This window comes from Pseudomonas sp. KU43P (genome assembly GCF_033095865.1).
Taxonomy (GTDB): Bacteria; Pseudomonadota; Gammaproteobacteria; order Pseudomonadales; family Pseudomonadaceae; genus Aquipseudomonas.
The window spans coordinates 3,022,912-3,046,658 of record NZ_AP019365.1; the positions used below are offsets into that span (position 1 = coordinate 3,022,912).

General features: G+C 64.0%; 22 protein-coding genes, 1 pseudogene and 2 riboswitches. Of the genes and pseudogenes, 13 read left to right on the plus strand and 10 right to left on the minus strand.

Annotated features, from left to right (window positions below; genetic code table 11):
• Positions 1-1,068, minus strand: a complete 1,068-nt coding sequence (gene cobW, locus KU43P_RS13750; RefSeq protein ID WP_317657925.1) for a cobalamin biosynthesis protein CobW — start codon at positions 1,066-1,068, stop codon at positions 1-3.
• Positions 1,069-1,166: 98 nt separating this feature from the next.
• A riboswitch (cobalamin riboswitch) is annotated at positions 1,167-1,380 on the minus strand.
• Positions 1,381-1,545: 165 nt separating this feature from the next.
• Positions 1,546-1,771: riboswitch (cobalamin riboswitch) on the plus strand.
• 96 nt (positions 1,772-1,867) lie between these two features.
• On the opposite strand from cobW, the gene KU43P_RS13755 reads away from it, so the two are divergent.
• From KU43P_RS13755 to KU43P_RS13785, 7 genes are all read left to right on the plus strand, one after another.
• Positions 1,868-2,053, plus strand: a complete 186-nt coding sequence (locus KU43P_RS13755; protein WP_317657926.1) for a CbtB domain-containing protein — start codon at positions 1,868-1,870, stop codon at positions 2,051-2,053.
• 10 nt (positions 2,054-2,063) lie between these two features.
• Positions 2,064-2,756, plus strand: a complete 693-nt coding sequence (locus KU43P_RS13760) for a CbtA family protein (protein ID WP_317657927.1) — start codon at positions 2,064-2,066, stop codon at positions 2,754-2,756.
• A 17-nt stretch (positions 2,757-2,773) separates the two neighbouring features.
• Entirely contained in the window at positions 2,774-3,166 is a 393-nt protein-coding gene (locus KU43P_RS13765; protein ID WP_317663815.1) for a cobalamin biosynthesis protein, read from the plus strand.
• 31 nt (positions 3,167-3,197) lie between these two features.
• Entirely contained in the window at positions 3,198-3,950 is a 753-nt protein-coding gene (gene cobM / locus KU43P_RS13770; RefSeq protein ID WP_317657928.1) for a precorrin-4 C(11)-methyltransferase, read from the plus strand.
• A gap of 66 nt (positions 3,951-4,016) precedes the next feature.
• Complete coding sequence (locus KU43P_RS13775; protein WP_317657929.1) at positions 4,017-4,259, plus strand: DUF1272 domain-containing protein; 243 nt, start codon at positions 4,017-4,019, stop codon at positions 4,257-4,259.
• A 219-nt stretch (positions 4,260-4,478) separates the two neighbouring features.
• On the plus strand, positions 4,479-5,093 hold the full coding sequence (locus KU43P_RS13780) for a response regulator transcription factor (RefSeq protein WP_317657930.1): 615 nt from the start codon (positions 4,479-4,481) through the stop codon (positions 5,091-5,093).
• Positions 5,094-5,106: 13 nt separating this feature from the next.
• Positions 5,107-8,382: a transporter substrate-binding domain-containing protein gene (locus KU43P_RS13785; protein ID WP_317657931.1), complete on the plus strand. Its 3,276-nt coding sequence runs from the start codon at positions 5,107-5,109 to the stop codon at positions 8,380-8,382.
• Here the strand turns inward: KU43P_RS13785 and KU43P_RS27060 are convergent.
• The 3 genes and pseudogenes from KU43P_RS27060 to KU43P_RS13795 all read right to left on the minus strand — a co-directional run bounded on the left by KU43P_RS27060 (position 8,357) and on the right by KU43P_RS13795 (position 10,824).
• A complete protein-coding gene (locus KU43P_RS27060) occupies positions 8,357-8,851 on the minus strand; it encodes a methyl-accepting chemotaxis protein (protein ID WP_373874184.1) in 495 nt (164 codons plus the stop codon). The genes KU43P_RS13785 and KU43P_RS27060 overlap by 26 nt on opposite strands.
• 42 nt (positions 8,852-8,893) lie before the next feature.
• Positions 8,894-9,715: pseudogene (locus KU43P_RS27065) on the minus strand (PAS domain-containing protein); the annotation flags it as partial.
• An 89-nt stretch (positions 9,716-9,804) separates the two neighbouring features.
• Entirely contained in the window at positions 9,805-10,824 is a 1,020-nt protein-coding gene (locus KU43P_RS13795; protein WP_317657933.1) for a LacI family DNA-binding transcriptional regulator, read from the minus strand.
• A gap of 208 nt (positions 10,825-11,032) precedes the next feature.
• Here KU43P_RS13795 and KU43P_RS13800 point away from each other — a divergent pair, with 208 nt between their 5' ends.
• The 3 genes from KU43P_RS13800 to KU43P_RS13810 all read left to right on the plus strand — a co-directional run bounded on the left by KU43P_RS13800 (position 11,033) and on the right by KU43P_RS13810 (position 13,419).
• Positions 11,033-11,572 (plus strand): gluconokinase, encoded by a 540-nt coding sequence (locus KU43P_RS13800; protein WP_317657934.1) that lies wholly within the window; start codon positions 11,033-11,035, stop codon positions 11,570-11,572.
• Between the two features lie 110 nt (positions 11,573-11,682).
• Positions 11,683-13,035, plus strand: a complete 1,353-nt coding sequence (locus KU43P_RS13805) for a GntP family permease (RefSeq protein WP_317657935.1) — start codon at positions 11,683-11,685, stop codon at positions 13,033-13,035.
• Positions 13,036-13,119: 84 nt separating this feature from the next.
• Positions 13,120-13,419 (plus strand): hypothetical protein, encoded by a 300-nt coding sequence (locus KU43P_RS13810; RefSeq protein ID WP_317657936.1) that lies wholly within the window; start codon positions 13,120-13,122, stop codon positions 13,417-13,419.
• Between the two features lie 60 nt (positions 13,420-13,479).
• Here the strand turns inward: KU43P_RS13810 and KU43P_RS13815 are convergent, their stop codons facing one another.
• From KU43P_RS13815 to KU43P_RS13830, 4 genes are all read right to left on the minus strand, one after another.
• Positions 13,480-14,904: a sigma-54-dependent transcriptional regulator gene (locus tag KU43P_RS13815; protein WP_317657937.1), complete on the minus strand. Its 1,425-nt coding sequence runs from the start codon at positions 14,902-14,904 to the stop codon at positions 13,480-13,482.
• Positions 14,873-16,372: a sensor histidine kinase gene (locus KU43P_RS13820; RefSeq protein WP_317657938.1), complete on the minus strand. Its 1,500-nt coding sequence runs from the start codon at positions 16,370-16,372 to the stop codon at positions 14,873-14,875. The genes KU43P_RS13815 and KU43P_RS13820 overlap by 32 nt, the downstream gene beginning before the upstream one ends.
• A gap of 292 nt (positions 16,373-16,664) precedes the next feature.
• Positions 16,665-18,122 (minus strand): HAMP domain-containing sensor histidine kinase, encoded by a 1,458-nt coding sequence (locus KU43P_RS13825; protein ID WP_317657939.1) that lies wholly within the window; start codon positions 18,120-18,122, stop codon positions 16,665-16,667.
• 79 nt (positions 18,123-18,201) lie between these two features.
• Complete coding sequence (locus tag KU43P_RS13830; RefSeq protein ID WP_317657940.1) at positions 18,202-18,795, minus strand: transglycosylase SLT domain-containing protein; 594 nt, start codon at positions 18,793-18,795, stop codon at positions 18,202-18,204.
• Between the two features lie 192 nt (positions 18,796-18,987).
• Here KU43P_RS13830 and gspG point away from each other — a divergent pair, with 192 nt between their 5' ends.
• A complete protein-coding gene (gspG, locus tag KU43P_RS13835) occupies positions 18,988-19,413 on the plus strand; it encodes a type II secretion system major pseudopilin GspG (RefSeq protein WP_317657941.1) in 426 nt (141 codons plus the stop codon).
• Between the two features lie 11 nt (positions 19,414-19,424).
• Positions 19,425-20,615 carry a type II secretion system F family protein gene (locus KU43P_RS13840; protein ID WP_317657942.1) on the plus strand — a complete coding sequence of 397 codons (1,191 nt, stop codon included), beginning with the start codon at positions 19,425-19,427 and terminating at the stop codon, positions 20,613-20,615.
• A gap of 52 nt (positions 20,616-20,667) precedes the next feature.
• Here KU43P_RS13840 and xerC read toward each other — a convergent pair whose 3' ends face one another.
• A complete protein-coding gene (gene xerC / locus KU43P_RS13845; RefSeq protein ID WP_317657943.1) occupies positions 20,668-21,582 on the minus strand; it encodes a tyrosine recombinase XerC in 915 nt (304 codons plus the stop codon).
• A 160-nt stretch (positions 21,583-21,742) separates the two neighbouring features.
• Here xerC and KU43P_RS13850 point away from each other — a divergent pair, with 160 nt between their 5' ends.
• A complete protein-coding gene (locus tag KU43P_RS13850; protein WP_317657944.1) occupies positions 21,743-22,390 on the plus strand; it encodes a DUF1345 domain-containing protein in 648 nt (215 codons plus the stop codon).
• Here the strand turns inward: KU43P_RS13850 and KU43P_RS13855 are convergent.
• Complete coding sequence (locus KU43P_RS13855; protein ID WP_317657945.1) at positions 22,316-23,545, minus strand: pyridoxal phosphate-dependent aminotransferase; 1,230 nt, start codon at positions 23,543-23,545, stop codon at positions 22,316-22,318. The genes KU43P_RS13850 and KU43P_RS13855 overlap by 75 nt on opposite strands.
• Between the last annotated feature and the right edge of the window lie 202 nt (positions 23,546-23,747).

The window sequence follows — 23,747 nt, forward strand, 5'->3', positions numbered from 1 at the left end:
TTAGGCGCCCAGGGCCTGGCGCAGGCGCGCTTCCAGTTGCACGGCATCGAGGTCCTGGCCGATCAGCACCAGGCGGGTGACGCGCGGCTCGTCGGCACGCCAGGCGCGGTCGAAGTGCTTGTCGAAGCGGGTACCCACGCCCTGCACCAGCAGGCGCATCGGTTTGCCGGGGATGGCGGCGAAACCCTTGGCACGCAGGATGCCGAACTCCACCACCAGTTGCGTCAAGGCGTCGAGCAGGAGGCTTTCGTCGGCCTCAGGCAAGTCGATGGAGATGGAGTCGAAGGCATCGTGGTCATGGTCGTCGTGGTCGTCGCCGTCGTGGTGCGAATCATGGTGGGTGCGGCGCCCGTCGATGTGCTCTTCAGACCCTGCCCCCAGCCCCAGCAACACGTCCAGCGGCAGGCGGCCGCTGCTGGCTTCGATCACCTTGACCGCCGGCGGCAGCTCTTCGGCCACTTCGGCGCGGACCTTGGCCAAGCCTTCGGCATCGATAAGGTCGGCCTTGTTCAGCACCACCAGGTCGGCACTGGCCAACTGGTCGGCGAACAGCTCATGCAGCGGCGATTCGTGGTCCAGGTTGGGGTCGAGCTTGCGCTGGGCATCGACCTGATCCGGGTAGGCCGCGAAGGTGCCGGCAGCCACGGCCGGGCTGTCGACCACGGTGATGACCGCATCGACGGTGCAGGCGGTACGGATTTCCGGCCACTGGAAAGCTTGTACCAAAGGTTTGGGCAAGGCCAGGCCGCTGGTTTCGATCAGGATGTGGTCAAGATCGCCACGACGGGCAACCAGCTCGCGCATGACCGGGAAGAACTCTTCCTGCACGGTGCAGCACAGGCAGCCGTTGGCCAGCTCGTAGACGCGACCGGTGGCTTCTTCTTCGGTGCAGCCAATGCTGCATTGCTTGAGGATTTCGCCGTCGATGCCGAGTTCGCCGAACTCGTTGACGATGACCGCGATGCGCCGGCCCTGGGCATTGTCGAGCATGTGGCGGAGCAAGGTGGTCTTGCCCGAGCCGAGGAAGCCGGTGACGATGGTGACGGGGAGCTTGGCCAGTGTTTTCATGTCGCGTTGCCCTTGGCAAATGGCGCGGGCATGCGGGACGAAAGCCTCGGGCCAGGCCGGCCGGGCTCGTTCGCCACCGGATCACCCCGCCCGGTTGAAAGTCGAAAACGTGACGAGGCAGGTCTCCTGGCTCGCACCGTTCCGGCCCCGGTCAGTCAAGGGGGCCAGGTAGGATGACGCCTTCCCGCGCCTGGGCGCAGTGGCTGTGTCGATCCGTTGCCGGTGCTTACAGTTGCGGGGGCAGCCGCGGCTTGTACCGCGTTCCCGTCTTAGCTTCGGCGTGGCCGAAGAACCTCGAAGCGGCAAGGCTACGCGGGGGGTGGCGGGTGGTCAAGCGCTGGCCGCGCGGCGCATCGCGGATGAATCCACCCCTACAGGCCGACGCGATTTCCGCCCCACCCTAAATCCCAAACCCAATCTTCCCCCACCCTCAGCAATCAAATGCAATCAATTGACGGAAACCCTGCCCCGTGCTCTCCTCACGCCTTGCGTTCAGGTGCCCCCTCGGGGGTGAAACGGGAAACCGGTGCGTCGCAGGCCCTCCAACAGGGCCGGACAAGACCGGTGCTGCCCCCGCAACGGTAAGCGAGCGAAGCGTCTAGACCACTGTGCCACGCCATTGGGCATGGGAAGGTGACGCTTTACAAAGGAGCCCTGCTCCTCCTCGCAAGCCCGGAGACCGGCCTGGCGTCACATGAACACCCCGCGGTGGGCGGGCGCTGTCGCATTCCCTCGGGCGCTTGGTGTCCGGGGCTGCCGCGCTTGCCCGTTGAGTTTCCAAACAACAAAGGATCGCGTCATGCCCATTTCCAGCGCCAAGCACAGCATCGCCACCCCCGTCACCCTCAGCCAGCGTGTCGTCATCGCCGCTGCGGCCAGCCTGCTCGGCCTGTGCCTGGTCTACTTCGCCGGTTTCTCGCACATCGAGGCGGTACACAACGCCGCTCACGATACTCGCCACAGCGCCGCGTTCCCCTGCCACTGAGGCCCGCCCCATGATCAAGCGCATTGCCCGCACCGCCGGGTTCAGCGGCCTGCTCGCTGCCTTGCTGCTGACCCTGCTGCAAAGCTTCTGGGTCGCCCCGTTAATTCTCCAGGCCGAAACCTACGAGTCGGCAGCCCCCGCCGCCGAGCACCACAGCCATGACGGCGAAGCGGTAGCCGCCCACGAGCACAGTGCCGAGGCCTGGTCGCCGGAGGATGGCTGGCAGCGCATCCTCTCGACCACTGGCGGCAACCTGGTGGTAGCCGTCGGTTTCGCCCTGATCCTCGCCGCCCTGTACAGCCTGCGTGAGCCCAACCGGGTCAGCACCGGTGCGCTGTGGGGCTTGGCCGGCTTCGCGGTGTTCTGCCTGGCGCCCACCCTGGGCCTGCCGCCCGAACTGCCAGGCACCGCAGCCGCCGACCTGGGCCAACGCCAGAGCTGGTGGGTCGGCACTGCGGCCGCCACCGCGCTGGGGCTTGCACTGCTGGTGTTCTCCCGCCACTGGCTGCTCAAGGCCGCCGGCGCGGTACTGCTGGTGGTCCCGCATGTAATTGGCGCACCACAGCCTGAGGTTCACCAGAGCCTGGCACCCGAGGCGCTGGAGACTCAGTTCAAGATCGCCTCGTGGCTGACCAATGCCGCGTTCTGGCTAGCCCTGGGCCTGCTCAGCGCCTGGCTGTACCGCCGCGCCCAACAGGCCTGATGGCCATCGAACCGTCGCTGCCGGCACTGTATGCCGGCTTCGGCTGCCGCCGCGGCTGCCCGGTAGACACCCTCGACGCCCTGCTGCGCCAAAGCCTGGCTGCCCATGGCCTGACGCTGGACGCAGTACAGGGCATCGCCACGATCAGCCTCAAAGCCGATGAACCCGGGCTAGTGCAATTGGCCTTGCGCCACGGACTGCCCCTGGCGACGTTCGATGCCAGCCAGCTACAAGCATTCGAGCCTTGCCTGAGCCATCGCTCGGCGACCGCCTATGCCCACAGCGGCTGCTGGGGCGTCGCCGAAAGCACGGCACTGGCGCTGGCCAGCCGCACGCACGGCACAGCCAGGCTCAAAGTCACACGGCATGCTTCAGGCACCGCTACCGTCGCCCTGGCCTGCGGCGGATAATCGCTTCAATCATTCACTGCAAGGAATTTCCATGACGGTCTACTTCATCGGTGCCGGCCCAGGCGACCCGGAGCTGATCACGGTCAAGGGCCAGCGCCTGATCCGTCAATGCCCGGTCATTATCTATGCCGGCTCCCTGGTACCGCCTGCGGTGCTCGAAGGCCATCAGGCCGAGACAGTCATCAACAGCGCCGAGCTGCACCTCGAGCAGATCATCGATGCCATGCGTGCTGCCCATGCCCAAGGCCAGGATGTGGCGCGCGTGCACAGTGGCGACCCCAGCCTGTACGGCGCCATCGGCGAGCAGATTCGCCATCTGCGCGCGCTGGGTATCGACTACCAGATCATCCCCGGTGTCACCGCCACTGCCGCCAGCGCCGCCTTGCTGGGCTGTGAACTGACCCTGCCGGATGTGGCGCAGACCGTCATCCTGACCCGTTACGGCGACAGCTCGCCGATGCCCGCCGGCGAGCAGCTCGGCGACTTGGCCCGCCACGGCGCAACCTTGGCCATCCACCTCGGGGTCAAGCACCTGCCGCGCATCGTCGAGGAGCTGCGCCCCCATTACGGCGCGGACTGCCCGATTGCCGTGGTCCATCGCGCCACCTGGCCTGACCAGGACTGGGTCCGCGGAACCTTGGCCGGCATCGTCGAACAGGTGGCGGCAAAGGGCTTTCGCCGCACCGCGCTGATCCTTGTTGGCCATGTACTGGGCGATGCACCGTTTGCCGAATCGGCCTTGTACCGCGCCGGGCACGCGCACCTCTACCGCCCTGGCGAGTGAGAATTGCCAACGGCATACGTGCCATGCAGACTCCGGAGCACTTCACTGCATACCGGAGTCACGCCCATGCTGGATCTACGCCCCAATTGCGAATGCTGCGATGCCGACTTGCCGGGCGATAGCCCGGAGGCATTCATCTGCTCGTTCGAGTGCACGTTCTGCCGCCGTTGCACCGATACCCGCCTGCAGGGCGTCTGCCCGAACTGTTCTGGCCAACTGCTGCCGCGCCCCACACGGGTCGGCCTGGCGTTGGTCAACAACCCGGCATCGACGCTGCGTATCCTCAAGCCCCATCCCGCCTGCCAGTAAACGAGCTGTCTGCGCCCGGCAGTGCCGCGTCCGGGCGATGCTTCTTCCGATATGTTGTAGGAATTTTCCACGGCACATGCTCGCTTGTTCAACAGATCTATACTCGCCATTACCAAGGAACCGGAATGGCCGTATCGTGCTGCGATGCAGAAATAACTTGCAGACGCATTCCTGAATAAGCACAGGAAACGACCCACAATTCCGACAGGAGTTAACTTCATGACAACCGTGTTGATCGTCGACGACCACCCCATCGTCAGACTGTCCATGCGCCTGCTACTGGAGCGTGAGCGCTTCCGTGTCGTGGGCGAGGTAGGCAATGGAAGCGAAGTGGCACAGGTGGCGCGCGAACTGCGCCCTGATGTGGTGATTCTCGATATCGGCCTCCCCGGCCTGGATGGCATGGAGGTCATCAAGCGCCTCCAGCAACTTGAGCCTACGCCCAAGATCATGGTTCTGACCGGGCAGGCAACCGATCTCTATGTACGCCGCTGCCTGGATGCCGGTATTGGCGCCTTCGTGACCAAGGATGAAGATCACGATGCGCTGATTTTCGCCCTCAAGGCCTTGATCAAGGGCTACTCGACGTTTCCACAGATGTCAGTCAACAGCAACACGCTCGACAGCGAACCTAGCCGTCTGGGAAGCCTGTCCAACCGCGAGATGGAGGTCTTGCGGCGGCTGGCCCGAGGCGAAAACAACAAGCACATCGGCAGCAGCATGAACCTCAGCGCCAAGACCATCAGCACCTATCGAGGGCGCATCATGGAGAAGCTCAAGACCGAATCGTTGGTGGAAATGGTCGATCTGGCCAAGCGCAACCACGTCAGTTGAGCCCACCATCGCCATGAAGCGCTTGCACGCCGGCATGCTCCTGGCCTTGAGCCTGGCCTGCAGCCCCCTGCCGACACTCGCCGATGCCGAACCACGCCAGTTGCTGGCGCGTGCCACCAGTGCCACGCAGCCGCTGCGCCTGGACCATCAGGACCGTCAGTGGCTGCAGCAGCGCAAAGCCCTGCTGCTGGGCAGTTCGCGCCCAGACTACCCGCCCTTCGAAATCAACATCAGCCAGGCCGACTACGAAGGCCTGAGCGCTGACTTCGCGGGGCTGATCGGTGAGCAACTGGGTATCCCGGTGGAAGTCAGGCGCTTTTCCAGTCGCCATGAAGCGATCACCGCCCTGCGCGAGGGCAAGATCGACCTGCTGGGCAGTTCCAACGGCTTCGAAGCGGCCGACGCCCAGCTCAGCCTCAGCCTGCCCTATGCCGACGACCTGCCAGTGATCGTCACCCGTGAAGGCCGCAGCCTGAAGAACAACCCAGAACTCGCCGGCCTGCGCCTGGCGATGGTCGACCATTACTTGCCCGGGGAAGCGGTTCGCGCGCTTTACCCCAAAGCACAGCTGAGCCTCTACCGCTCGACCCTGGCCGGGCTTGCGGCCGTCGAGCTGGGTGAAGCGGATGCATATCTGGGCGATGCCATCAGCACCGACTACCTGATCGGCAAGAGCTATCAAGGCACGGTGAAAATCGACAGCTTCTGCCAAGCCCAGCCCGGCACCTTTTCCTTTGCCCTTGCCAATGACAACCTGCGCCTGCGGCGCCTGATCGACGCGGCGCTGGACAGGATCACCGAAAGCGAGCGCCTGACCATTCTGCGGCGCTGGACCAGTGGCAACACCAGCCTCCTGCTGGAGCGCCACCTGTCCGCCCTGAGCGATGAAGAAAAAGCCTGGATCGAACGCAACCCGACGGTCAGCGTGCTAGTCGACCCGGCGCTCGCGCCGCTGACATTCAACGATACCCAGCAGCGCGCCAGCGGCATCACCGTCGACCTGCTCAAGCAGATCACCCTGCGCACCGGGCTGAACTTCAGGCTCATGGAGCGCGATAGCGTGCAGACCATGGTCGAGCAGGTAGCCCAAGGCGAGGCGCAGATGATTGGCGCCCTAGGCTACGGCGCCGAGCGTGCCAGCCAGCTGCGCTATACCCGGCCCTACCTGGTCAGCCCCAGGGTGCTGGTGACGCGCAACCAGGCTGCATGGCCGCTGCAGAGCCGCGCCCTGGAGAGCAAGCGCATCGCCCTGTTGCGTGGCTCGCCACTACGCGCCGAGGTGTTGCGCCAGTACCCCGATGCCAAGGTGATCGAAGCCAACAACCCCTTGGCGCTGATGGAAACGGTGGCCAACGGCGATGCCGACGTGGCGTACAGCAGCCATATCAATGCCACCTATTACATAAACCACGTGTTCAAAGACCAATTGCGCATTGCCAGCGTGCTCGGCGACGACCCGGCCGTTGCCGCGTTCGCCGTCGTCCCGGACCAGTTCCAACTGCAGTCCATCCTCGACAAGACACTGCTGAGCATTCCACCCGAAGAGCTGGATCAGTTGATCAATCGCTGGCGTACCAGTTCGCTGGTCAGCGACAGCCCCTGGCGCAACTACCGCACCTTGGCATTGCAGGTGCTGGTGCTGTCGGCCCTGCTGCTGGCTGGCGTGGTGTTCTGGAACAGCTACCTGCGCAAATTGATCCATCAGCGCACCGAGGCCCAGCACGCCTTGCAGGCGCAGCTGGCCCTCAGCCGCGGCCTGCTCGAACAGCTGCGCCAGGCCAAGGACGATGCGGAACAGGCCAACCAGACCAAGAGCACCTTCCTGGCCACCATGAGCCATGAAATCCGAACCCCGATGAATGCCGTGATCGGCCTGCTCGAACTGGCCCTGGAAGACAGCCGCGTCAGCCGCTGCGACACGCAGATGCTACAAACCGCGCACGATTCGGCGGTGGGCCTGCTGGGCCTGATCGGCGACATCCTGGACATTTCACGCATCGAATCCGGGCACATGACCTTGCAGCCTGCTGCCACCGATCTGGTCGAACTGGTGCGCGGTACCCTGCGGGTGTTCGAAGTCAACGCCCGCAGCAAGGGCCTCCACCTGCGAAGCGAATTGCCCCAGGGGCCGGCATGGGTCATGGTTGACCCGCTGCGGATCAAGCAGATTCTCTCCAACCTGCTGAGCAACGCCATCAAGTTCACCGACCGCGGCGACGTGCACACCAGCTTACAGCTCTACCCCGGCGCATCTGGCCACGACATTCAGGTGGAAATGTGTGTACGCGACACGGGTATCGGCATCGGCGTCGCGGACCAGGCTCGGCTATTCAGTGCCTTCGCTCAGGCAGAAGGCCCGCGTGCGCACCAGGGCGCCGGCCTGGGCCTGGTCATCAGCCGCACCCTGGCCGAGCTGATGGGCGGCAAGCTCCACCTGCAGAGCGTGCAAGGCGTAGGCACCCTGGTCCACGTCAAGTTGCAGTTGCCCATCAGTACCGCGCCACCATCCCCCGAACTGGGTGCGCCCCCGCAAGAGCATCAGGGCAAGCCGCTGAACATCCTTGTGGTCGATGACTACCCTGCCAACTTGCTGTTGCTGGAAAAGCAGCTCGATAGCCTGGGCCACCGGGTAACCCTGGCCGAGCATGGCGAAGCCGCACTGGCCTTGTGGCAACAGGCGGCGTTCGACCTAGTGATCACCGATTGCAGCATGCCGGTGATGGACGGCCATGAGCTGGCCCGCCGGATCCGCCAGATGGAGCATGCACGAGGAACACCTGCCTGCAGGATCCTTGGCGTCACCGCCAACGCCCAGGTCGAAGAGCGCGAGCGCTGTCTGGCGAGCGGCATGGACGACTGCCTGTTCAAGCCGATCGGCCTGCGCACCCTGAAGATGCACCTGCCACAGGTTCGAACCGATGCCGTTACCCCCCCTGCGCGGGCCAGTGGGTTCCAGCTGAACGAACTGCGCCACCTGACCCAGGATGACCCGCAATTGACCCGGCATCTGCTTTCGCAACTGGCCCAGAGTGCCGGTGAAGACCTCGCGGCCTTGCGCGCACTGGGCGCCTCACCGCAAGACGACGCCCTGGGACGCATCGCTCACCGCATCAAGGGAGGCGCGAAGATACTCAAGGTGCGCGGTGTGGTGAGCGATTGCGAAGCCATCGAGCATGCCCAGGCGAAAGGCATGCCCACCGAGGCGCTGCAAAAGCAGCTGGAAGAGAGCCTGATGACCCTGCAACAGGAACTGACCGATACCCTCAGTGCAATTGCAACGTCGAACTGATCTGGCTGATCGCATCGACCACGTGCCGTGAGCCCTGCTGGATCTCCATGATCACCGTACCGGCCTCGTTGGCCAACTCCACCCCGCGCCCGGTGCGTGTCAGGCTCGATTGCATGCTGGCCACCGCGGTCAGCGACAGGTCGTGATTCTGCCGCACCACATCGACGATTTCCAACGTCGCCTTGCTGGTACGCGCCGCCAGGCTGCGCACCTCGTCGGCGACCACCGCGAAGCCACGGCCATGCTCACCGGCGCGCGCTGCTTCGATGGCAGCATTCAGGGCCAGCAGGTTGGTCTGGTCGGCGATGCCGCGAATGGTCAGTACGATCTGGCCGATCACGTCCGACTGCTTGCTCACCGCATCGATACTGCGGGCAGCGTCGTTGAGCTCCTGGGAAATCTGTTCGATCACCTGCACCGTCTGCTGGACCACCTCGGTACCTTTGCGTGCGCAGGCATCAGTTTGCACCGAACTGGCATGAGCCGCGTCTGCGGCGCTTTGCTGGGTGCTGACCTGGGCCGTGATGTCGCTGGCGAACTTCACCACCTTGTACAGCCGGCCCTTGCTGTCGAAGATCGGGTTGTAGGACGCCTCCAGGTATACCGTCTGGCCCTGCTTGTTGACCCGTTCGAAACGATGGGAATGGTATTCGCCCCGATTGAGCGATGCCCAGAATTCGCGGTACTGGGCCGATTCGCGCTCATGGGCCTGGCAGAACAGGCCGTGATGGCGGCCCACCACCTCTTCCATGCGATAACCCATGGTGGCGAGGAAGTTCTCGTTGGCTTTTATCACCCGCCCCTGCGGGGTGAATTCGACCACGGCCATTGAGCGGCCGATGGCCTTGAGCAGGCTTTCACTCTCATGCTCATCCTTGACCCGCTGGCTGATGTCGGACGCCACCTTGATCACACTGGTGACCTGCTGGCGCTCATCGATCACCGGCATGTAGCTGGCTTCGAGCCAAACCTCGCGGCCGGCCTTGTCGAGCCGCTCGAAGGTGCCACTGATAGCCCGCCCTTCGCCCAGCTCACGCCACAGCTGCTGATACTCGGCGCTCTTGGCGTAGGTGGGGTCGCAGAACAGCCGGTGATGCTTGCCTCGCAATTCCTCGACGCTGTACCCCATGGCCTGGCAGAACTGGGGATTGGCATCAAGGATTGTGCCATCGGGGGCGAACTCGATCATCGCCATGTTGCGGCTGATCGCCGCGAGCTTGGCTTGGCTGTCGGCCAACGCCTGGCGAATGCGTTGGATCTCGATCAAATCGGACTTGCGATGAAAATCGAACATGGCGCCGGGGTCCTTTATGCGCAGGAGTTCCCTGAGCATAGATCGGCGCAAGCGGCGTGCAAGCACACTGCTATCACTTAGTGAATAATCATTACGCCATAAGGACTTGCTGGCAGAACCGAGGCCATTCAGGAACTCTCGCGCACCATCAACTCGAAGCCCAGATCCTGCTGCTCGGCCGCCACACGCTTGCCGTCGAGCAAGGCCAGCAACGCTTGCGCCGCGCTCCGACCAACGGCTGCGCGCGGTGTACGAATAGAGGTCAACCGCGGGACCATATGCGCCGACGCCGGCAGGTCATTGAAGCCCACCATCGCCACCTGGCGCGGCACGTCGATGCCCTGGCGCAATGCCTGGAGCACCGCGCCCTGGGCCAGGTCGTCGTTGCAGAAGAAAATGCCGTCCACATCCGGCGCCTTTGCCAGCAACTGGCTGAACAGCTCGCTGCCCAGGGCGATCGACGAGGGCTGCGGCGCCAGTATTTCCAGCTCCGTGGCCTGCATGCCGGCTTCGGCCAGGGCCTGGCGGAAGCCCTCGGCACGCTGCATCACCCGCGGGTCGAGCTGCGCGGCAATGAACGCCAATCGCTGCCGACCGCGCTCGATCAAGTGGCGTGCGGCAGCGCGGCCAGCCTGCTGCTGGGAGAAGCCCACCGACAGCGCGCCGGGTTCACCGCCCAGCTCCATCATGTGCACGCACGGCACCCCGCTGGCCAGCAGCATCTGCCGCGAAGCCTCGCTGCGATCGAAACCGGTCAGCAGCATACCGCACGGCTGATACGCCAGATAATTGCGAATGAGGTTCTCTTCTTCGTCGATGTCGTAGTGATAGTTGCCGATCAGCACTTCGAGCCCGCGCGGGCGCATGACCTCGTGGATAGCCTCCAAGGTGTCGATGAACAGCTGGTTGGACAACGACGGAATCAGTACCACCACCGACTGGCTGCGCGCTGAAGCCAGCGCCCGGGCAGCCGGGTTTGCGACGTAACCCAGGTTCGCCGCGGCAGCAATGACCTTTTCCACCAGCTCCGGGGCCACCGTGCTGATGCCGCGCAAGGCGCGGGAAGCGGTAATCGGGGAAACCCCGGAGAGCCTGGCGACTTCTGCCAGCGTGGGACGACCGGTGGTGCGAGAGCCTGTGCGAGACATGAATGTTGTAATTTTACTACTTGCCAAGGGAGGGGAACGGCCACTAAGGTAGCGCTGTCTCAGGACGCAGGCAATGTAATCTTTGGTAGCGGCCACTACACGCACTCTGCCAAGCGTCCATACTGCGTAAGGACAAAATCAATAACACCGGGGAGTGGCGTCTCGTTCATGCCGAGACAGCGCTATCTCACCCCGCAGGAGGTACTGAATGAATGCTCCCCTGACCGCCATTGTGGTGATGGGTGTGGCCGGCTGCGGCAAAAGCAGCATCGGCGCCGCCATCGCCGCCAGAAGTGGCGGCCGCCTGATCGAAGGCGACGCGTTTCACCCTGCCGAAAACATCCGCAAGATGAGCGCCGGCATCCCCCTGGACGACAACGACCGTGCCGGCTGGCTGGTGCGCCTGGGCCAGGAACTGCAAGCCACGGTCAAGGCCGGCGAGCGGCCTATCCTCACCTGTTCCGCGCTCAAGCGCCGCTATCGCGATACCTTGCGCGGCGCGATGCCGGAACTGGCTTTCGTATTCCTCGAGCTGACCCCGGCCGAAGCAGAAAAGCGCGTACTCGCCCGCCCCGGCCACTTCATGCCGGCAAGCCTCATAGAAAGCCAGTTCGCAGCCCTTGAGCCACCCCATGGCGAAGCACTGACCCTGCCGCTGGATGCCACCCAGCCGGTCGCGTCCCTGGCCGAAACCGTGGATGCCTGGCTAAAGCCCTGCGGTGACCGAAACCTGGCGCGGACCGCCTGAACCGGCGGTTTTTCGGCTCACCAAAGACAGCGCTGTCTCGATGCCTTGAAGCGTCGAACGTTCAATCAAGCAACGCCAAAAAACAACGATAAGACCGAGGCATAACCACCATGTTCGGACTGGCTACAGATACCTACCTGCTGCTCGACGCCCTGGTAACCATCGTCGGGCTGATCCTGCTGATCACCCATTTCAAAGTACACCCCTTCGTCGCCCTGACCCTGGCAGCCGGCTTCCTCGGCCTGACCTCCGGCATGCCGGTGGCCAAGGTCATGAAGTCGTTCCAGGACGGGTTCGGCGGGGTGCTCGGCTTCGTCGGCATCGTCCTTGCGCTGGGCACCATGCTCGGCAAGCTGATGGCCGATTCAGGAGGGGCCGATCAGATAGCTCAGACCCTGATTCGCGCCTTCGGCAAGAAGAACGTGCACTGGGCCATGATGTTCGCCGCCTTCCTGGTCGGCATCCCGCTGTTCTTCGAAATCGGCTTTGTATTGCTGGTACCGCTGGTGTTCATCGTCGCCCGGCGCTCGGGCGTGTCACTGATCAAGATCGGCATCCCGCTGCTGGCCGGCCTGTCCGTTGTCCACGGCCTGGTACCGCCGCACCCGGGCCCGTTGCTGGCGATCGGCATCTTCCACGCTGACATCGGCAAGACCATCTTCTATGGCCTGTTGATCGCCTTGCCCACGGCGGTCATCGCCGGCCCATTGTTCGGCAGCTTCATCGCTCGCTACATCCCCGGCAATCCGTCGCAGGAGCTGATGGACCAGATTGCCAAGGAGTCCGACCAGAGCAACCTGCCCAGCTTCTCCATCACCCTGATCACCGTGCTGCTGCCGGTGGTGCTGATGCTGCTCAAGACCTTCGCCGACGTGGTGTTGCCCGCCGAGCACATCGTGCGCCAGTGGATGGACCTGATCGGCCACCCGATCACTGCCCTGCTAGCGGCGCTGCTGCTGGCCTTCTATACCTTCGGTTCGGCGCGTGGCTTCAGCCGCCAGCAGATCATGAAGATGCTCGACCAGAGCCTGGCACCCACCGCAGCCATCGTGCTGATCGTGGGCGCTGGCGGCGGTTTCAAGCAGATGCTGGTGGATACCGGCGTCGGCAACGTGATCGGGCAGATGGCGGTGCAGGCGCAGATCTCGCCAATCCTGCTGGCCTGGCTGGTGGCTGCGGTGATCCGCATCGCCACAGGCTCGGCCACGGTCGCCACCATTACCGGCGCCGGCATCGTCGCCCCGGTGATCGACCTGGTGCCTGGGGTCAACCGCGAGCTGCTGGTGCTGGCTACCGGCGCCGGTTCGCTGATCCTGTCCCACGTCAACGACGCCGGGTTCTGGCTGGTGAAGCAGTACTTCAACATGACCGTGGCGGAAACCTTCAAGACCTGGAGCATGATGGAGACCCTGCTCTCGGTGGTCGGCATCATCTTCATCATGTTGCTGTCGATGGTGGTGTGACCGCCGATCGGGGTGATGGCACCTTGGCGCGCCGGGTAGGGCCGAACAGAAGTACAAGCCCTACCCTCGCAAAGGAGCCTGCCCATGATCCGCACAAGTGTATTGCTCGCCGCCCTGCTCGCCTGCCCGCTGGCCCTGGCGGTCGGCACAGGGCCGACCTACCCCGACGACCCGCATAACCCGGCACCCCAGCCGGGTGTCGATAGCACCCTCAACCCGATCGAGAAGCCCATGCCGCGGGATACCGACCCGCGCATTCAAGGCAATGACCCGGCAAGCCCGCCGGCCAAGCAAAATGACGATCGCGACCTTCCAGGGATGGATGGCAGCGGGTCGCAGGGGACCGGTGGGCAAGGGAGTGGGGCCGAAGGAAGTCAGCGCTGAACCGGGCCAGGGGCTGCAGTGCAGCCCATTGCCGGCGACTGGGGCGCGCGGCGCCCCGCCTCACCATTGGCGCTTATCGGGCCGGGTAAGCCCGAGCTTCTCGATCCGGTAACGCAGCATATCCCGCGACAACCCCAACATCCGCGCCGACTTGGTCACGTTCCAGTCGGTGCGATCCAGGGTCTTGCACACCAAGTCCCGCTCCATGTCTGGCAGGCTAGTGCCAGGCTCCGGCTCATGTCGCGGCACCTCGTAGAGCATCGGCGTCGGCGGTGTCAGTGGCTCGTCGATCAAGGTCATGCACAAGTTGAGCTGGTGCGCGTGAACCACCTCGTTGGGCGCCAGCAGCACGGTCTGCTCCAGCATGTTGCGCAGTTCGCGCACATTGCCCGGCCAGCTGTAGCCCAGCATCAAACTCTCGGCCTCGGCACTGAAGCGCAGGTTGGGCTTGCCATAACGGCGCCCATGGTGGGCCAGGAAGTGCCGCGCCAGCAGCAGTACGTCCTGGCCGCGGGCATGCAGCCGCGGCACTTTCAGCGCAATGATGCGCAGGCGGAAGAACAGGTCGCGGCGGAACTTGCCCTGTTGCACCATCTGCTCCAGATTGCAGTTGGTGGCGCTGATGACCCGCAGGTCGACCTTGCGCTCCTTCACCGCGCCGATGCGGCGAATGCTGCGATCCTCCAGCAGCTTGAGCAGCTTGGCTTGCAGCACCAAGTCCATCTCGCCGATCTCGTCGAGGAACAGCGAGCCTCCGTCGGCCGCCTCGACCAGGCCCACCCGGCGCTCCTTGGCGTCGGTGAAAGCCCCTTTCTCATGGCCGAACAACTCCGCCTCCAGCAGGTTGGCGGGGATCGAGGCGCAGTTGAATTCGATGAACGGCCCCTTGCTGCGCGAACCGTCGAAGTGCAAGGCACGCGCCACCAGTTCCTTCCCCGTGCCGGTCTCGCCCTCGATCAGCACCGGTGGCAGGTCGTCGCTGGCCATGCGCCGCTCCGCGTCGAGCACCTGGCGCAGCGTATGCTTGAGTGTGTGCATGACCGGCGACTCGCCGATCAGCGCCCCCAACCCTGACTTCTGCGCTTCCCGCTCCTGGTAGAACGACAGGGTACGTTCCATGCGGTCCGCGGCCAGAGCCTTCTCCAGGGTCAGCTTGAGTTCGGCCAGCACCACCGGTTTTGTCAAATAGTGGAAGGCGCCCTCTTTCATGGCCTGCACGGCATCTTCGACGTTGCCGTACCCGGTCATCATGATCACCTTGAGCTCCGGTGCCTGGGCGACCAGGGTGCGCAATAGTTCATGCCCGCTCATACCGGGCAGCGAGTTGTCGGTCAGCACCGCATCGGGCTGGGCGCGCTTGATCTGCTCCAACGCAAGCTCTGCGTTGTCGCACAGGGTCACCTCGTAGCCCTTGAGGCTCAGGTAGGTGCGTATGTTCTCGCCGAGAATTTCATCATCCTCGACTACCAGGATGCTCTGCTCCATGGTCCCCTCCCGCTGCGATATTGAAAGTAAGGCTGACGCGGGTTCCTTCCTCCTGCCGGCTACTCAGGCTGACCGAGCCGCCAAACCGTTCCATGATCCGCTTGGCCAAGGCCAGGCCGACGCCGAGGCCGCCCTGCTTGGTGGTGAAGAATGGTTTGAACACCATGCGTTCTTGCTGCTGGGTCATGCCCTTGCCGGTGTCGCTGAGTATCAGCTCCACGCGCTGGCCATCCTGCACACTGACCTGGGCACGCAGTTCACCGCCCTTGGGCATGGCTTCCAGCGCATTGGAAAACAGGCTGTTGAGAATCTGTGTCAACTGCAAGGGTTGGCTGGTCACCCACTGCGCCGCCGGCCCCTCGAAGCTGAAATGCACACCGTTGCGTTCGATCTGATGCGCAAAGGCCGAACGGGTGTCCTCGATGGCGGCCACCAGGTCCACCGCTTCGGGGTGATCGCTGGTCGGGCGCAACGACACTAGCAGTTCGCGGACCCAGCGCGACATGCGGTCGACCTGGCTGATGATGTCCTGGATGTTCTTCTGTGCCTGGGGGTTGGCGATCTCTTGGGCCAGTTCGGCGCTGGAGCGGATATTGGCCAAGGGGTTGCGCAGGCTGTGGGCCACGGCCGAGGACATCTCGCCCAAGGCCACGTAGGTTTCGCTGGCCACCAGGCGTTCCTGCTGGTGCTGCAGCATCAGTGCAGCACGGCGCACGATCCAGAACAGGCCGAAGTAGATCAGCGCCCCACCCACCAGGGTCGATGCCCAGATCAGCACGTAACCGCGCTGGATACGCCGGATAAGGTCCTGGGGTTCCTTGTAGATCTCGACCATGGCCAGCACCTGCTCGCCCTGGCTGTCGAACAAGGGGATGTAGTTCTCGATGAACAGGTACTGCGGATCACGCTCGAATCGCTGCTCCTCACGGTCCTCTTCGGCCTTGTGGTAGCTGGCCGACACTGACTTGCGCGAGCGGAAGGCACGCTCCAGGTCGCCGTCATCGCCAATGCGCTTGCCAACCAGCGCAGGGTTGGTCGACCAGACGATGGTACGGTCGCGGGCGTACACATTGGCCAGCAAGGTGTCGGGCAAATGTTCGACATGATCGAGAAATTCGACCCGGGTCGACTCCGCCAGAGCCGGAGTGAACTGCAGGTGCTGAAGGTCCAGTCGCGGGTCGAGCAGCTCCCCCATGGTGGTGCCCGGCGGCAACTGCGAGTGGCGCACTTCGGCTTGGGCCATGGCCTGGATGAACTGTGCCGTAAGCATCGCATCGCGCTCGACACTGTCACGCACCACGAATCGAGTGGACACATAACCCAGGCTGCCGGCTACGGTCGCGATGATCAGCAGGCTGATGACAGAGAACCAGCGCAGCAGGTTGAAGTCCTGCAGTGACCCAGCCTGAGCTGTGCCGGGCGGCGCTACCGCTTTGTCGGGAACTTCGTTTTCCAGCGTCTGCTGCATCGCTTTGTTCCCGCGCAGGGATTCCGTTCAGAAGACCATCAACACCTTGCTACCGAGGGTAGCAATTTAATGGCACTCCACCAGGGCAACCTAAGCTGCCAGTTGTTGCGCGATTCATGTTGCAAAAAGCCAGCCACTGCGAAGACAGAAAATAATCTCTATATGTTTCAGTGCATTAGAGCACAATCATGAAAGCGGTTCGAACTTTAACCCCCATAGTTGGGGCATTTATACCCAAAATCAGTAAATCCCTGCTAATCAATGAGTTACGCAAAATAGATAAAACAGTTTATTAAACTCTGGCCAGCCGGAAATTGAGCGAAACCCGCGTACCATAGCCCTCACTGCTGCTGAGCCTGACCGAACCGCCGTACCGTTCCATGATCCGCTTCACCAGTACCAGGCCCACACCCAACCCACCTTGCTTGGTGCTGAAAAACGGCCTGAACGCCATGCGTCGCTGTTGCTCGTTCATGCCTTTGCCGCTGTCGGACAGGCGCAGGGTCAGGCTGCGCCTGTCCTGTTTCACCACCTCGATACGCAGGCGCCCGCCCTGCTCCATCGACTCCAGGGCATTGGCGATCAAGCTGTTGAAGATCTGCCCGAGCAATGCCGGCTGGCCCAATACCGCCACTGCCGGCAACGGCTGCAGGTCCAGGGCCACCCCGTTGCGGGCCAGGGGCACGGCGAAGGTTTGCAGGCTCTCCTGCAAGGCCTGCGGCAGGTCGACCGCTACGGCTTCGTCATTCAGGGGCCGCAGCGACTGCAGCAACTGGCGTATCCAGTGCGACATGCGATCGACCTGGCTGATGATGTCGTTGACGTTGCGCTGCACCGGGCCCTCGTCGAACGCCTGGGCCAGTTCGGCACTGGAGCGGATACTGGCCAGCGGGTTGCGCAGGCTATGGGCTACCGCCGAGGACACTTCGCCCAGGGCCACGTAGGTTTCGTTGTTGATCAGGCGTTTCTGCTGCACGGCCATCACCCGCGAGGCCCGGCGCATGATGCCGTAAAGTCCGACATAGACCAGGCCGGCGCCAATGGTGATGGCCAGCCAAATGCGTATCAGGCCATGCTCGATGCGTACGATCAGGTCATGGGGCTCCTTGTAGATCTCCACCATCGCGGTGACGTTGTCGCCATCGGCGTCGAACAACGGGATGTAGTTCTCGATGAACAGTTGCTCGGGCGGCGTCACAAACTTCTGTTCGGCACGGGCCTGCTCGAAGTTGTGGTAGCTGGCGGAAACTCGCATCTTGTACTCGAACGCCCGGTCCAGGTCTTCGTCTGCCACGATGAGTTTGCCGATCAGGGCCGGGTTGCTCGACCAGATCACCGTGCGGTCCGGGGCATAGATGTTGGCCAGCAGCATGTCAGGCAGGTGGGCGATATGGTCGAGGAATTCTCCCCGGGCCTTACGCCTGGCTTCGGGGTCGACGTCAGGCAGCGCCGTCCGGTCGGTACGCGGGTCGAGCAACTCGCCCATGGTGCGCACGTTGGGAATCGACACATGGCGCACTTCGGCATCGGCGATCGAAGTGATGAACTGGGCAGTCAGCAAGGCGTCGCGCTCGACGCTCTCGTCGATGATGAAGCGGCTGGATATCAACCCCAGCCCCGCAGCCACCGAGACGATGATTGCCAGGCTGACCCAGCCATACCAGCGCAACAGGTTGAAGGGCCTGCGCGGTGCCGCGCCCTCGGCGCTGCCAGGCGCCTCGAATGTGTCGGAACGGGGGGCGATGTCCATGACGGGCTCCACTGCCGGGCACCTTTAGAAAGGTTATAGCCCAGAGTTGGGGAAACCATCGCACCGATTGGCTGTACGGTCACAGAGGCGCATCGTCGGCCAGGCCCTGCAGCTTGCGGTACTCGCGCAGCACGCTGGGTACATAGCGCCGGGTTTCGGCAAATGGCGGCACCGCGCCACGGCGCAAAACAGCTTCGGGGCCGGCATTGTAGGCGGCCACGGCCAGGGTGATGTCGTTGTCGAACAGGGTCAGCATGCGCTTGAGATAGCGCGCCCCACCCTGCACATTGTCTTCAGGGTCCAGGGCATCTTCCACCCCCATTTCCCGGGCGGTATCCGGCATCAGCTGCATCAGGCCGACCGCCCCGGCCGCCGAGCGCGCCTTGGGGTTGTAGCCGGACTCGGCCTTGATCAGCGCATGCAGCAACGCCTGAGGCACGTTGTGCGCCAGTGCCGCAGCCGCTACCAGCTCGGCATAGGGCCGCCCGGTGATCAGTTGTGCATTGGCCGGGCCGGCCTGGGCGAGCGGTTCGCTGATGACGCGATCATAGTGGCGTCCGGGCCGGTGAACGTTGCTCAGCACATAGCCGCCCTTGGCATCGATGGAAATGTACACATCGGCCTGGGCCGCACCCGTCGCCAGCCACAGTAGTCCCAGAATGATTCCACGCATGTCGGTCGCCTCCCCGCCGTGCCCCCCGATATGGGGGAAATACCCCGGAAAACCCGGGCTTTTCAGCTAGGACGCAAGCACTGTGCCGCTTGCCATGGCGCATGGCGCAAGGCCCCGAGGCAGACGTGCACGGCAGTTGCATGCAGCAGCGAAACCCCGCAAAAGCATGACCCCATGCAGGAGGGCTTCACCATGCAGCGCACACCCAATCGTCAACGTGGTTTCACCTTGCTCGAACTGCTGGTGGTGCTGGTGGTGCTCGGCTTGTTGGCCGGCATCGTCGCACCCAAGTACTTCAGTCAGCTCGGTCGATCCGAGGCCAAGGTGGCCCGGGCACAGATCGAAGGGCTGGGCAAGGCCCTGGATCTTTATCGCTTGGAAGTGGGCCACTACCCCAACAGTGAGCAAGGGCTGCAGGCGCTGGTCGCGGCCCCCAGCGGCGAAGCGCGCTGGTCGGGCCCCTACCTGCAGAAAGCCGTACCCCAGGACCCTTGGGGCCGCCCCTACATCTACCGCCAACCTGGCGAGAACGGCGGCGAGTACGACTTGCTGTCGATGGGCAAGGACGGCCAACCCGGCGGCGACGGAGAAAACGCTGAAATCACCAGTTGGCAGTAAGGAGCAAAGCCATGCGCTATAGCCTCAAGGCCCTGGGAAGACAGGGCGTGGTGCAACTGCAGATCGACGCCGATGACGCAGAGCAGGCCCGTCGCCACGCCGAGGACCAGGGCCTGCGGGTGGTCAGCGTGCGCGGCCAGGGAATCGCTCTGCCAGGCCTGGCCTGGCGCCGCGAAGCCGCGTTTGACCTGGTGCTGTTCAGCCAGGAGCTGACCACACTGCTGCATGCCGGCCTGCCATTGATCGATGCGCTGGAGAGCCTGGCCGAAAAGGCCCCTGCCGCAGGGGCGCGCAAGGTGCTGGCAGAGCTGGTGCGCCAGCTCTACGAAGGGCGCTCGTTGTCCCAGGCGCTGGCCCAGCAGCCGCGCGTGTTCCCGCCGCTGTATGTGGCCCTGGTGCAGTCAAGCGAACGTACCGGTGCCCTGGGTGACGCGCTGCACCGCTACATCGGTTATCGCCAGCGCCTGGACCTGGTGCGGCAAAAACTGGTGGGCGCTTCGGTCTACCCGCTGCTGCTGTTGCTGGTGGGCGGTGGCGTGGTGCTGTTCCTGCTCGGCTATGTGGTACCGCGCTTCAGCCTGGTGTTCGAGGGCATGGGCAGCGAACTGCCCTGGCTGTCGCGCGTGCTGATGCAGATCGGCCTGTTCCTGCATGCCCAACAACTGCCCCTGGCGCTCGCGACCGTGGGCGGCATCGGCGCGCTGGTGCTGCTGCGTCGCCACCCGCTGGTACGACGCTGGGGCTCACGCCAGTTGCGGCGCATGCCGGCCTTGCACTCGCGGCTGCTGATGTACGAGCTGGCACGTTTCTACCGCTCGCTGGGTATTCTGCTGCAGGGTGGCATCCCCATTCTGACCGCCATGGGCATGGCCCACGGCCTGCTGGGCAGCGCTGCGGCACAAGGCCTGGCGCAGGCCAGCCAGCGGGTGGGCGAAGGCCTGCCGCTGTCGCAAGCACTGGAAGCCGGGCAACTGGTGACGCCGGTGTCGTTGCGCTTGCTGCGGGCCGGGGAGCAGTCCGGCAACCTCGGAGAAATGCTCGAACGTTGCGCGGACTTTCATGACCAGGAAATCGGCCGCTGGGTGGAGTGGTTCGTGAAGCTGTTCGAGCCGCTGCTGATGACCTTCATCGGTTTGCTGATCGGTCTGATCGTGATCTTGATGTACATGCCGATCTTCGAGCTGGCTTCGAGTATTCATTAGCCTTCACCGGCCGCTTCGCAGGCCTGCCCGGGAAGCGGCCGGTGAAAACGGCTCAATAGTCGAACCGGTCGACCGCCCGCCGCCGTTCGTTGTCATCGCGCCGGTCGTAACTGGCCGTGGTCTGGATGTTGGCATGGTGCGCCAGCTTCTGCGCAATCGACAGATCGTGCTCTTCGATCACCCGGGTGATGAACGCCCGGCGGAAATCATGGGGCATGATCTTCACCCCCACCTGGGCCCCGCGCTGGCGGGCGATGTAGTAGATCGCATGCTTGGTGATGCGCGCCCGGGTGATGTGATTGCCACGGCGGATGCGGTTGAACAGGAACGGGTCGTCCGCCGCGCCCTCGGGCAGCGCCTCGCGCCGCAGGTCGAGCCAGGCCTGCAGTTTTTCGAAGGCCCAGGCCGGCGCGTACTTGATCAGTTGCCGATTGCCCTTGCCCGTGACCTGCAGGCTGCGCGCCGCGAAATCGACCTGATCGAGGTCGATGTCCACCGACTCCGACTTGCGCATGCCGGTGCCGTACAGCAAGGCGATGATCGCCGCATCCCGTACCCCCTGGGGGCGCGGGTCGGCGGCACATAGCTCCATCAGCTCGCGAATCAGACTGCGCCGCAGGTTGCGCCCCGGTGGCAAGCGGCTGCCGCAAGCGGGCTTGACTTCACGAATCCTCAGCAGCCGTTCATGGTCGATCAGGCCCTGGCGCCAGGCCTCGTTCATCACCCCGCGCACGGCGTTGACATACAACGACGAGCTGTTGGGCGCATAACCATCGGCGCGCAATGCCGCCACCAGGCCGATCACATGGCCGGGTTCGAGCAGATGCCAGGGCACCTCCGCCAGGTTGCAATCGATGAAGCCAAGCCGGTCGGCGGCGTCCTGCAGAATGTAGCGCATGGTCTGCTGGCTGGACGGGGCCAGGCGGGCCAGGTACTGCAGCAGGGGATTTTGCGAAAGGTCGGACAAAACGTGAATCCTGTAGCGATGCCTGGAACGTGATAACCGACTCCAGGCGTGAAGCGGCCGTGTCATTTCCTTGAAATTCATGGGCTTCGACACGGACATGAGCGGAAATGTTATCCCATAGGCTATCGTGGTAGCCATGACTCCCTGTCGCTGAGGCCCCATGGCACTGCACCACCTGACCCGCACCCACCCCCGCCTGAGCCTCGCGGCACTGGCCGGCATCCTCAGCGCCTGGCTGATCCCCGCCGACGACACCGTGCAACGCATCCTCACCGGTTGGAACATCGGCGTATGGCTCTACCTGCTGCTGGTGCTGTGGCTGACCTGGGGCGCCAGCCCGGAAAAGGTCCGGAAAGTCGCCCGGGTGGAGGACGAGAACGCTGGCCTGGTGCTGTTCACTGTGTGCATCGCCGCCATTGCCAGCCTCGCGGCGGTGACCCTGCAACTGGTGTCCAGTCGCGGTCTGCAAGGCAGCGACCTGGCATTGCATTACCTGTTCACCGGCTTGACCGTTGCAGGCTCGTGGCTTCTTATCGGCTGCATCTTCAGCCTGCATTACGCCCGGCTGTTCTACACCGATGACGGCCATGACCCTGTGCTGCGTTTCGCCGACGGCGAACGCAATCCGGATTACTGGGACTTCCACTACTTTTCGTTCACCCTCAGCGTCGCCGTGCAAACCTCGGACATCGGCGTTGGTGGGCGCGGAATGCGCCGGGTGGTGCTGGCCCATTCACTGGTAGGATTCGTGTTCAACACGGCGATCCTCGGCTTCACCATCAACATCGCCGCCGGCCTGCTCGGCTAGCAGGCGCAGGGCAAAGGCACGGATACGCACGCACACCGCCTGCAACAGCTCAGCATCGAGCACCAACCCCATACGCACATGGCCAGCCGCGCTAGGCCCGAAGGCATCGCCCGGCAGCAGTGAAACCCCCTCCTCCATCAGCAGCCGCTGGGCGAAGGCCTGGGCGCTGAGCCCGGTACCGCGGATATCGAGCATCACGAACATACCGCCCGCCGGCCGATGGGGATACACCCCCGGGCAATCGGCAAGCGCCGCGCACACCCGGTCGCGCCGCTGCCGATAGGCCTCGCGCATGCGCCGCACCGCAGGCAGGTCCTGCTCCAGGGCGGCGCACGCCGCCTGCATGACGAACTCCGGCAGGCCGAACAACATCGCCATCGCCAAATTGGCCAGATGCGCGACCAGCGCCGGCGGCGCGACCACCCAGCCCACGCGCCAGCCGCTCATGGCATGGGACTTGGAGACGCTGTCGATGATCACGCAGCGCTCGGCCATGCCCGGCAAGCTGCCAGGGTCGACCGCGACACCGTCGTACAGCAGGCCGCTGTAGACCTGATCGCACACCATCCACAGGTCATGCTCGCTGCACAGTTGCGCAAGCTGCGCCATGTCCTGGGGCGAAATCGCGGCGCCGGTCGGGTTGTGCGGCGTGTTGAGCAACAGGCCACGGGTACGTGAAGTGATGGCCCGTGCCACTGCCAGCGGATCCAGGCGAAAGCCTTGCTCCGGGCTGACCGGCACTTGTACCGGCCGGGCGGCGCATGCGCCGAGCACACTGGGGTAGGTGACGTACATGGGCTCGGCGACGATCACTTCGTCGCCCGCCTCGAACAGGCATTGGCAAACGGCATACAACGCACATTGCGCCCCGGCGAGGACCATCACCTGGTCGGCGCTGACCTGCGGGCCGCTGCGGCGCGCGATGGCCTGGCGCAGCGCCACACTGCCACGCACGTCACTGTAGTGGGTCTCGCCCCGGCGCAGGCTGCTGACCGCAGCGTCGACGATGGCAACGGGTGTGTCGAAATCGGGGTCGCCCACCGATAGCAGAAACACCTCGCGCCCCTCGCGGCGCAGCGCCTGGGCCTGGTAATGGATGTCCCAGGCCGCCGCGGCGTCACCGGCGATGCGTTGCGTGAGCGTGGAAAAGCGCATGACTGTCTCCCTGTCTGCCCAGCTCGCACCGCTTGTCCGAAAACGCCGTGCGCCGAATGTCGATAAAAATAGCAGAACTGACCCGTGGTTCATGCCCATGCGCACGAGGAAAACGTTTGCCCGTGGATTAGCCGCCAGACGGTGTGATGACCGCGGTGTGACAGCGGTCAAGCATTCGCATAATTGTCATGTTTTCCCCGGA

What these genes read in the sequence shown, in the direction of transcription:
- cobM (WP_317657928.1), top strand. Translation starts at nt 3,198, where the DNA reads ATGACGGTCTACTTCATCGGTGCCGGCCCAGGCGACCCGGAGCTGATC.
- KU43P_RS13785 (WP_317657931.1), top strand. Translation starts at nt 5,107, where the DNA reads ATGAAGCGCTTGCACGCCGGCATGCTCCTGGCCTTGAGCCTGGCCTGC.
- KU43P_RS13800 (WP_317657934.1), top strand. Translation starts at nt 11,033, where the DNA reads ATGAATGCTCCCCTGACCGCCATTGTGGTGATGGGTGTGGCCGGCTGC.
- KU43P_RS13760 (WP_317657927.1), top strand. Translation starts at nt 2,064, where the DNA reads ATGATCAAGCGCATTGCCCGCACCGCCGGGTTCAGCGGCCTGCTCGCT.
- KU43P_RS13830 (WP_317657940.1), bottom strand. Translation starts at nt 18,795, where the DNA reads ATGCGTGGAATCATTCTGGGACTACTGTGGCTGGCGACGGGTGCGGCC.
- KU43P_RS13825 (WP_317657939.1), bottom strand. Translation starts at nt 18,122, where the DNA reads ATGGACATCGCCCCCCGTTCCGACACATTCGAGGCGCCTGGCAGCGCC.
- KU43P_RS13780 (WP_317657930.1), top strand. Translation starts at nt 4,479, where the DNA reads ATGACAACCGTGTTGATCGTCGACGACCACCCCATCGTCAGACTGTCC.
- KU43P_RS13805 (WP_317657935.1), top strand. Translation starts at nt 11,683, where the DNA reads ATGTTCGGACTGGCTACAGATACCTACCTGCTGCTCGACGCCCTGGTA.
- KU43P_RS13795 (WP_317657933.1), bottom strand. Translation starts at nt 10,824, where the DNA reads ATGTCTCGCACAGGCTCTCGCACCACCGGTCGTCCCACGCTGGCAGAA.
- KU43P_RS13855 (WP_317657945.1), bottom strand. Translation starts at nt 23,545, where the DNA reads ATGCGCTTTTCCACGCTCACGCAACGCATCGCCGGTGACGCCGCGGCG.
- KU43P_RS13775 (WP_317657929.1), top strand. Translation starts at nt 4,017, where the DNA reads ATGCTGGATCTACGCCCCAATTGCGAATGCTGCGATGCCGACTTGCCG.
- KU43P_RS13815 (WP_317657937.1), bottom strand. Translation starts at nt 14,904, where the DNA reads ATGGAGCAGAGCATCCTGGTAGTCGAGGATGATGAAATTCTCGGCGAG.
- KU43P_RS13755 (WP_317657926.1), top strand. Translation starts at nt 1,868, where the DNA reads ATGCCCATTTCCAGCGCCAAGCACAGCATCGCCACCCCCGTCACCCTC.
- KU43P_RS13840 (WP_317657942.1), top strand. Translation starts at nt 19,425, where the DNA reads ATGCGCTATAGCCTCAAGGCCCTGGGAAGACAGGGCGTGGTGCAACTG.
- cobW (WP_317657925.1), bottom strand. Translation starts at nt 1,068, where the DNA reads ATGAAAACACTGGCCAAGCTCCCCGTCACCATCGTCACCGGCTTCCTC.
- KU43P_RS13820 (WP_317657938.1), bottom strand. Translation starts at nt 16,372, where the DNA reads ATGCAGCAGACGCTGGAAAACGAAGTTCCCGACAAAGCGGTAGCGCCG.
- gspG (WP_317657941.1), top strand. Translation starts at nt 18,988, where the DNA reads ATGCAGCGCACACCCAATCGTCAACGTGGTTTCACCTTGCTCGAACTG.
- KU43P_RS13810 (WP_317657936.1), top strand. Translation starts at nt 13,120, where the DNA reads ATGATCCGCACAAGTGTATTGCTCGCCGCCCTGCTCGCCTGCCCGCTG.
- KU43P_RS13850 (WP_317657944.1), top strand. Translation starts at nt 21,743, where the DNA reads ATGGCACTGCACCACCTGACCCGCACCCACCCCCGCCTGAGCCTCGCG.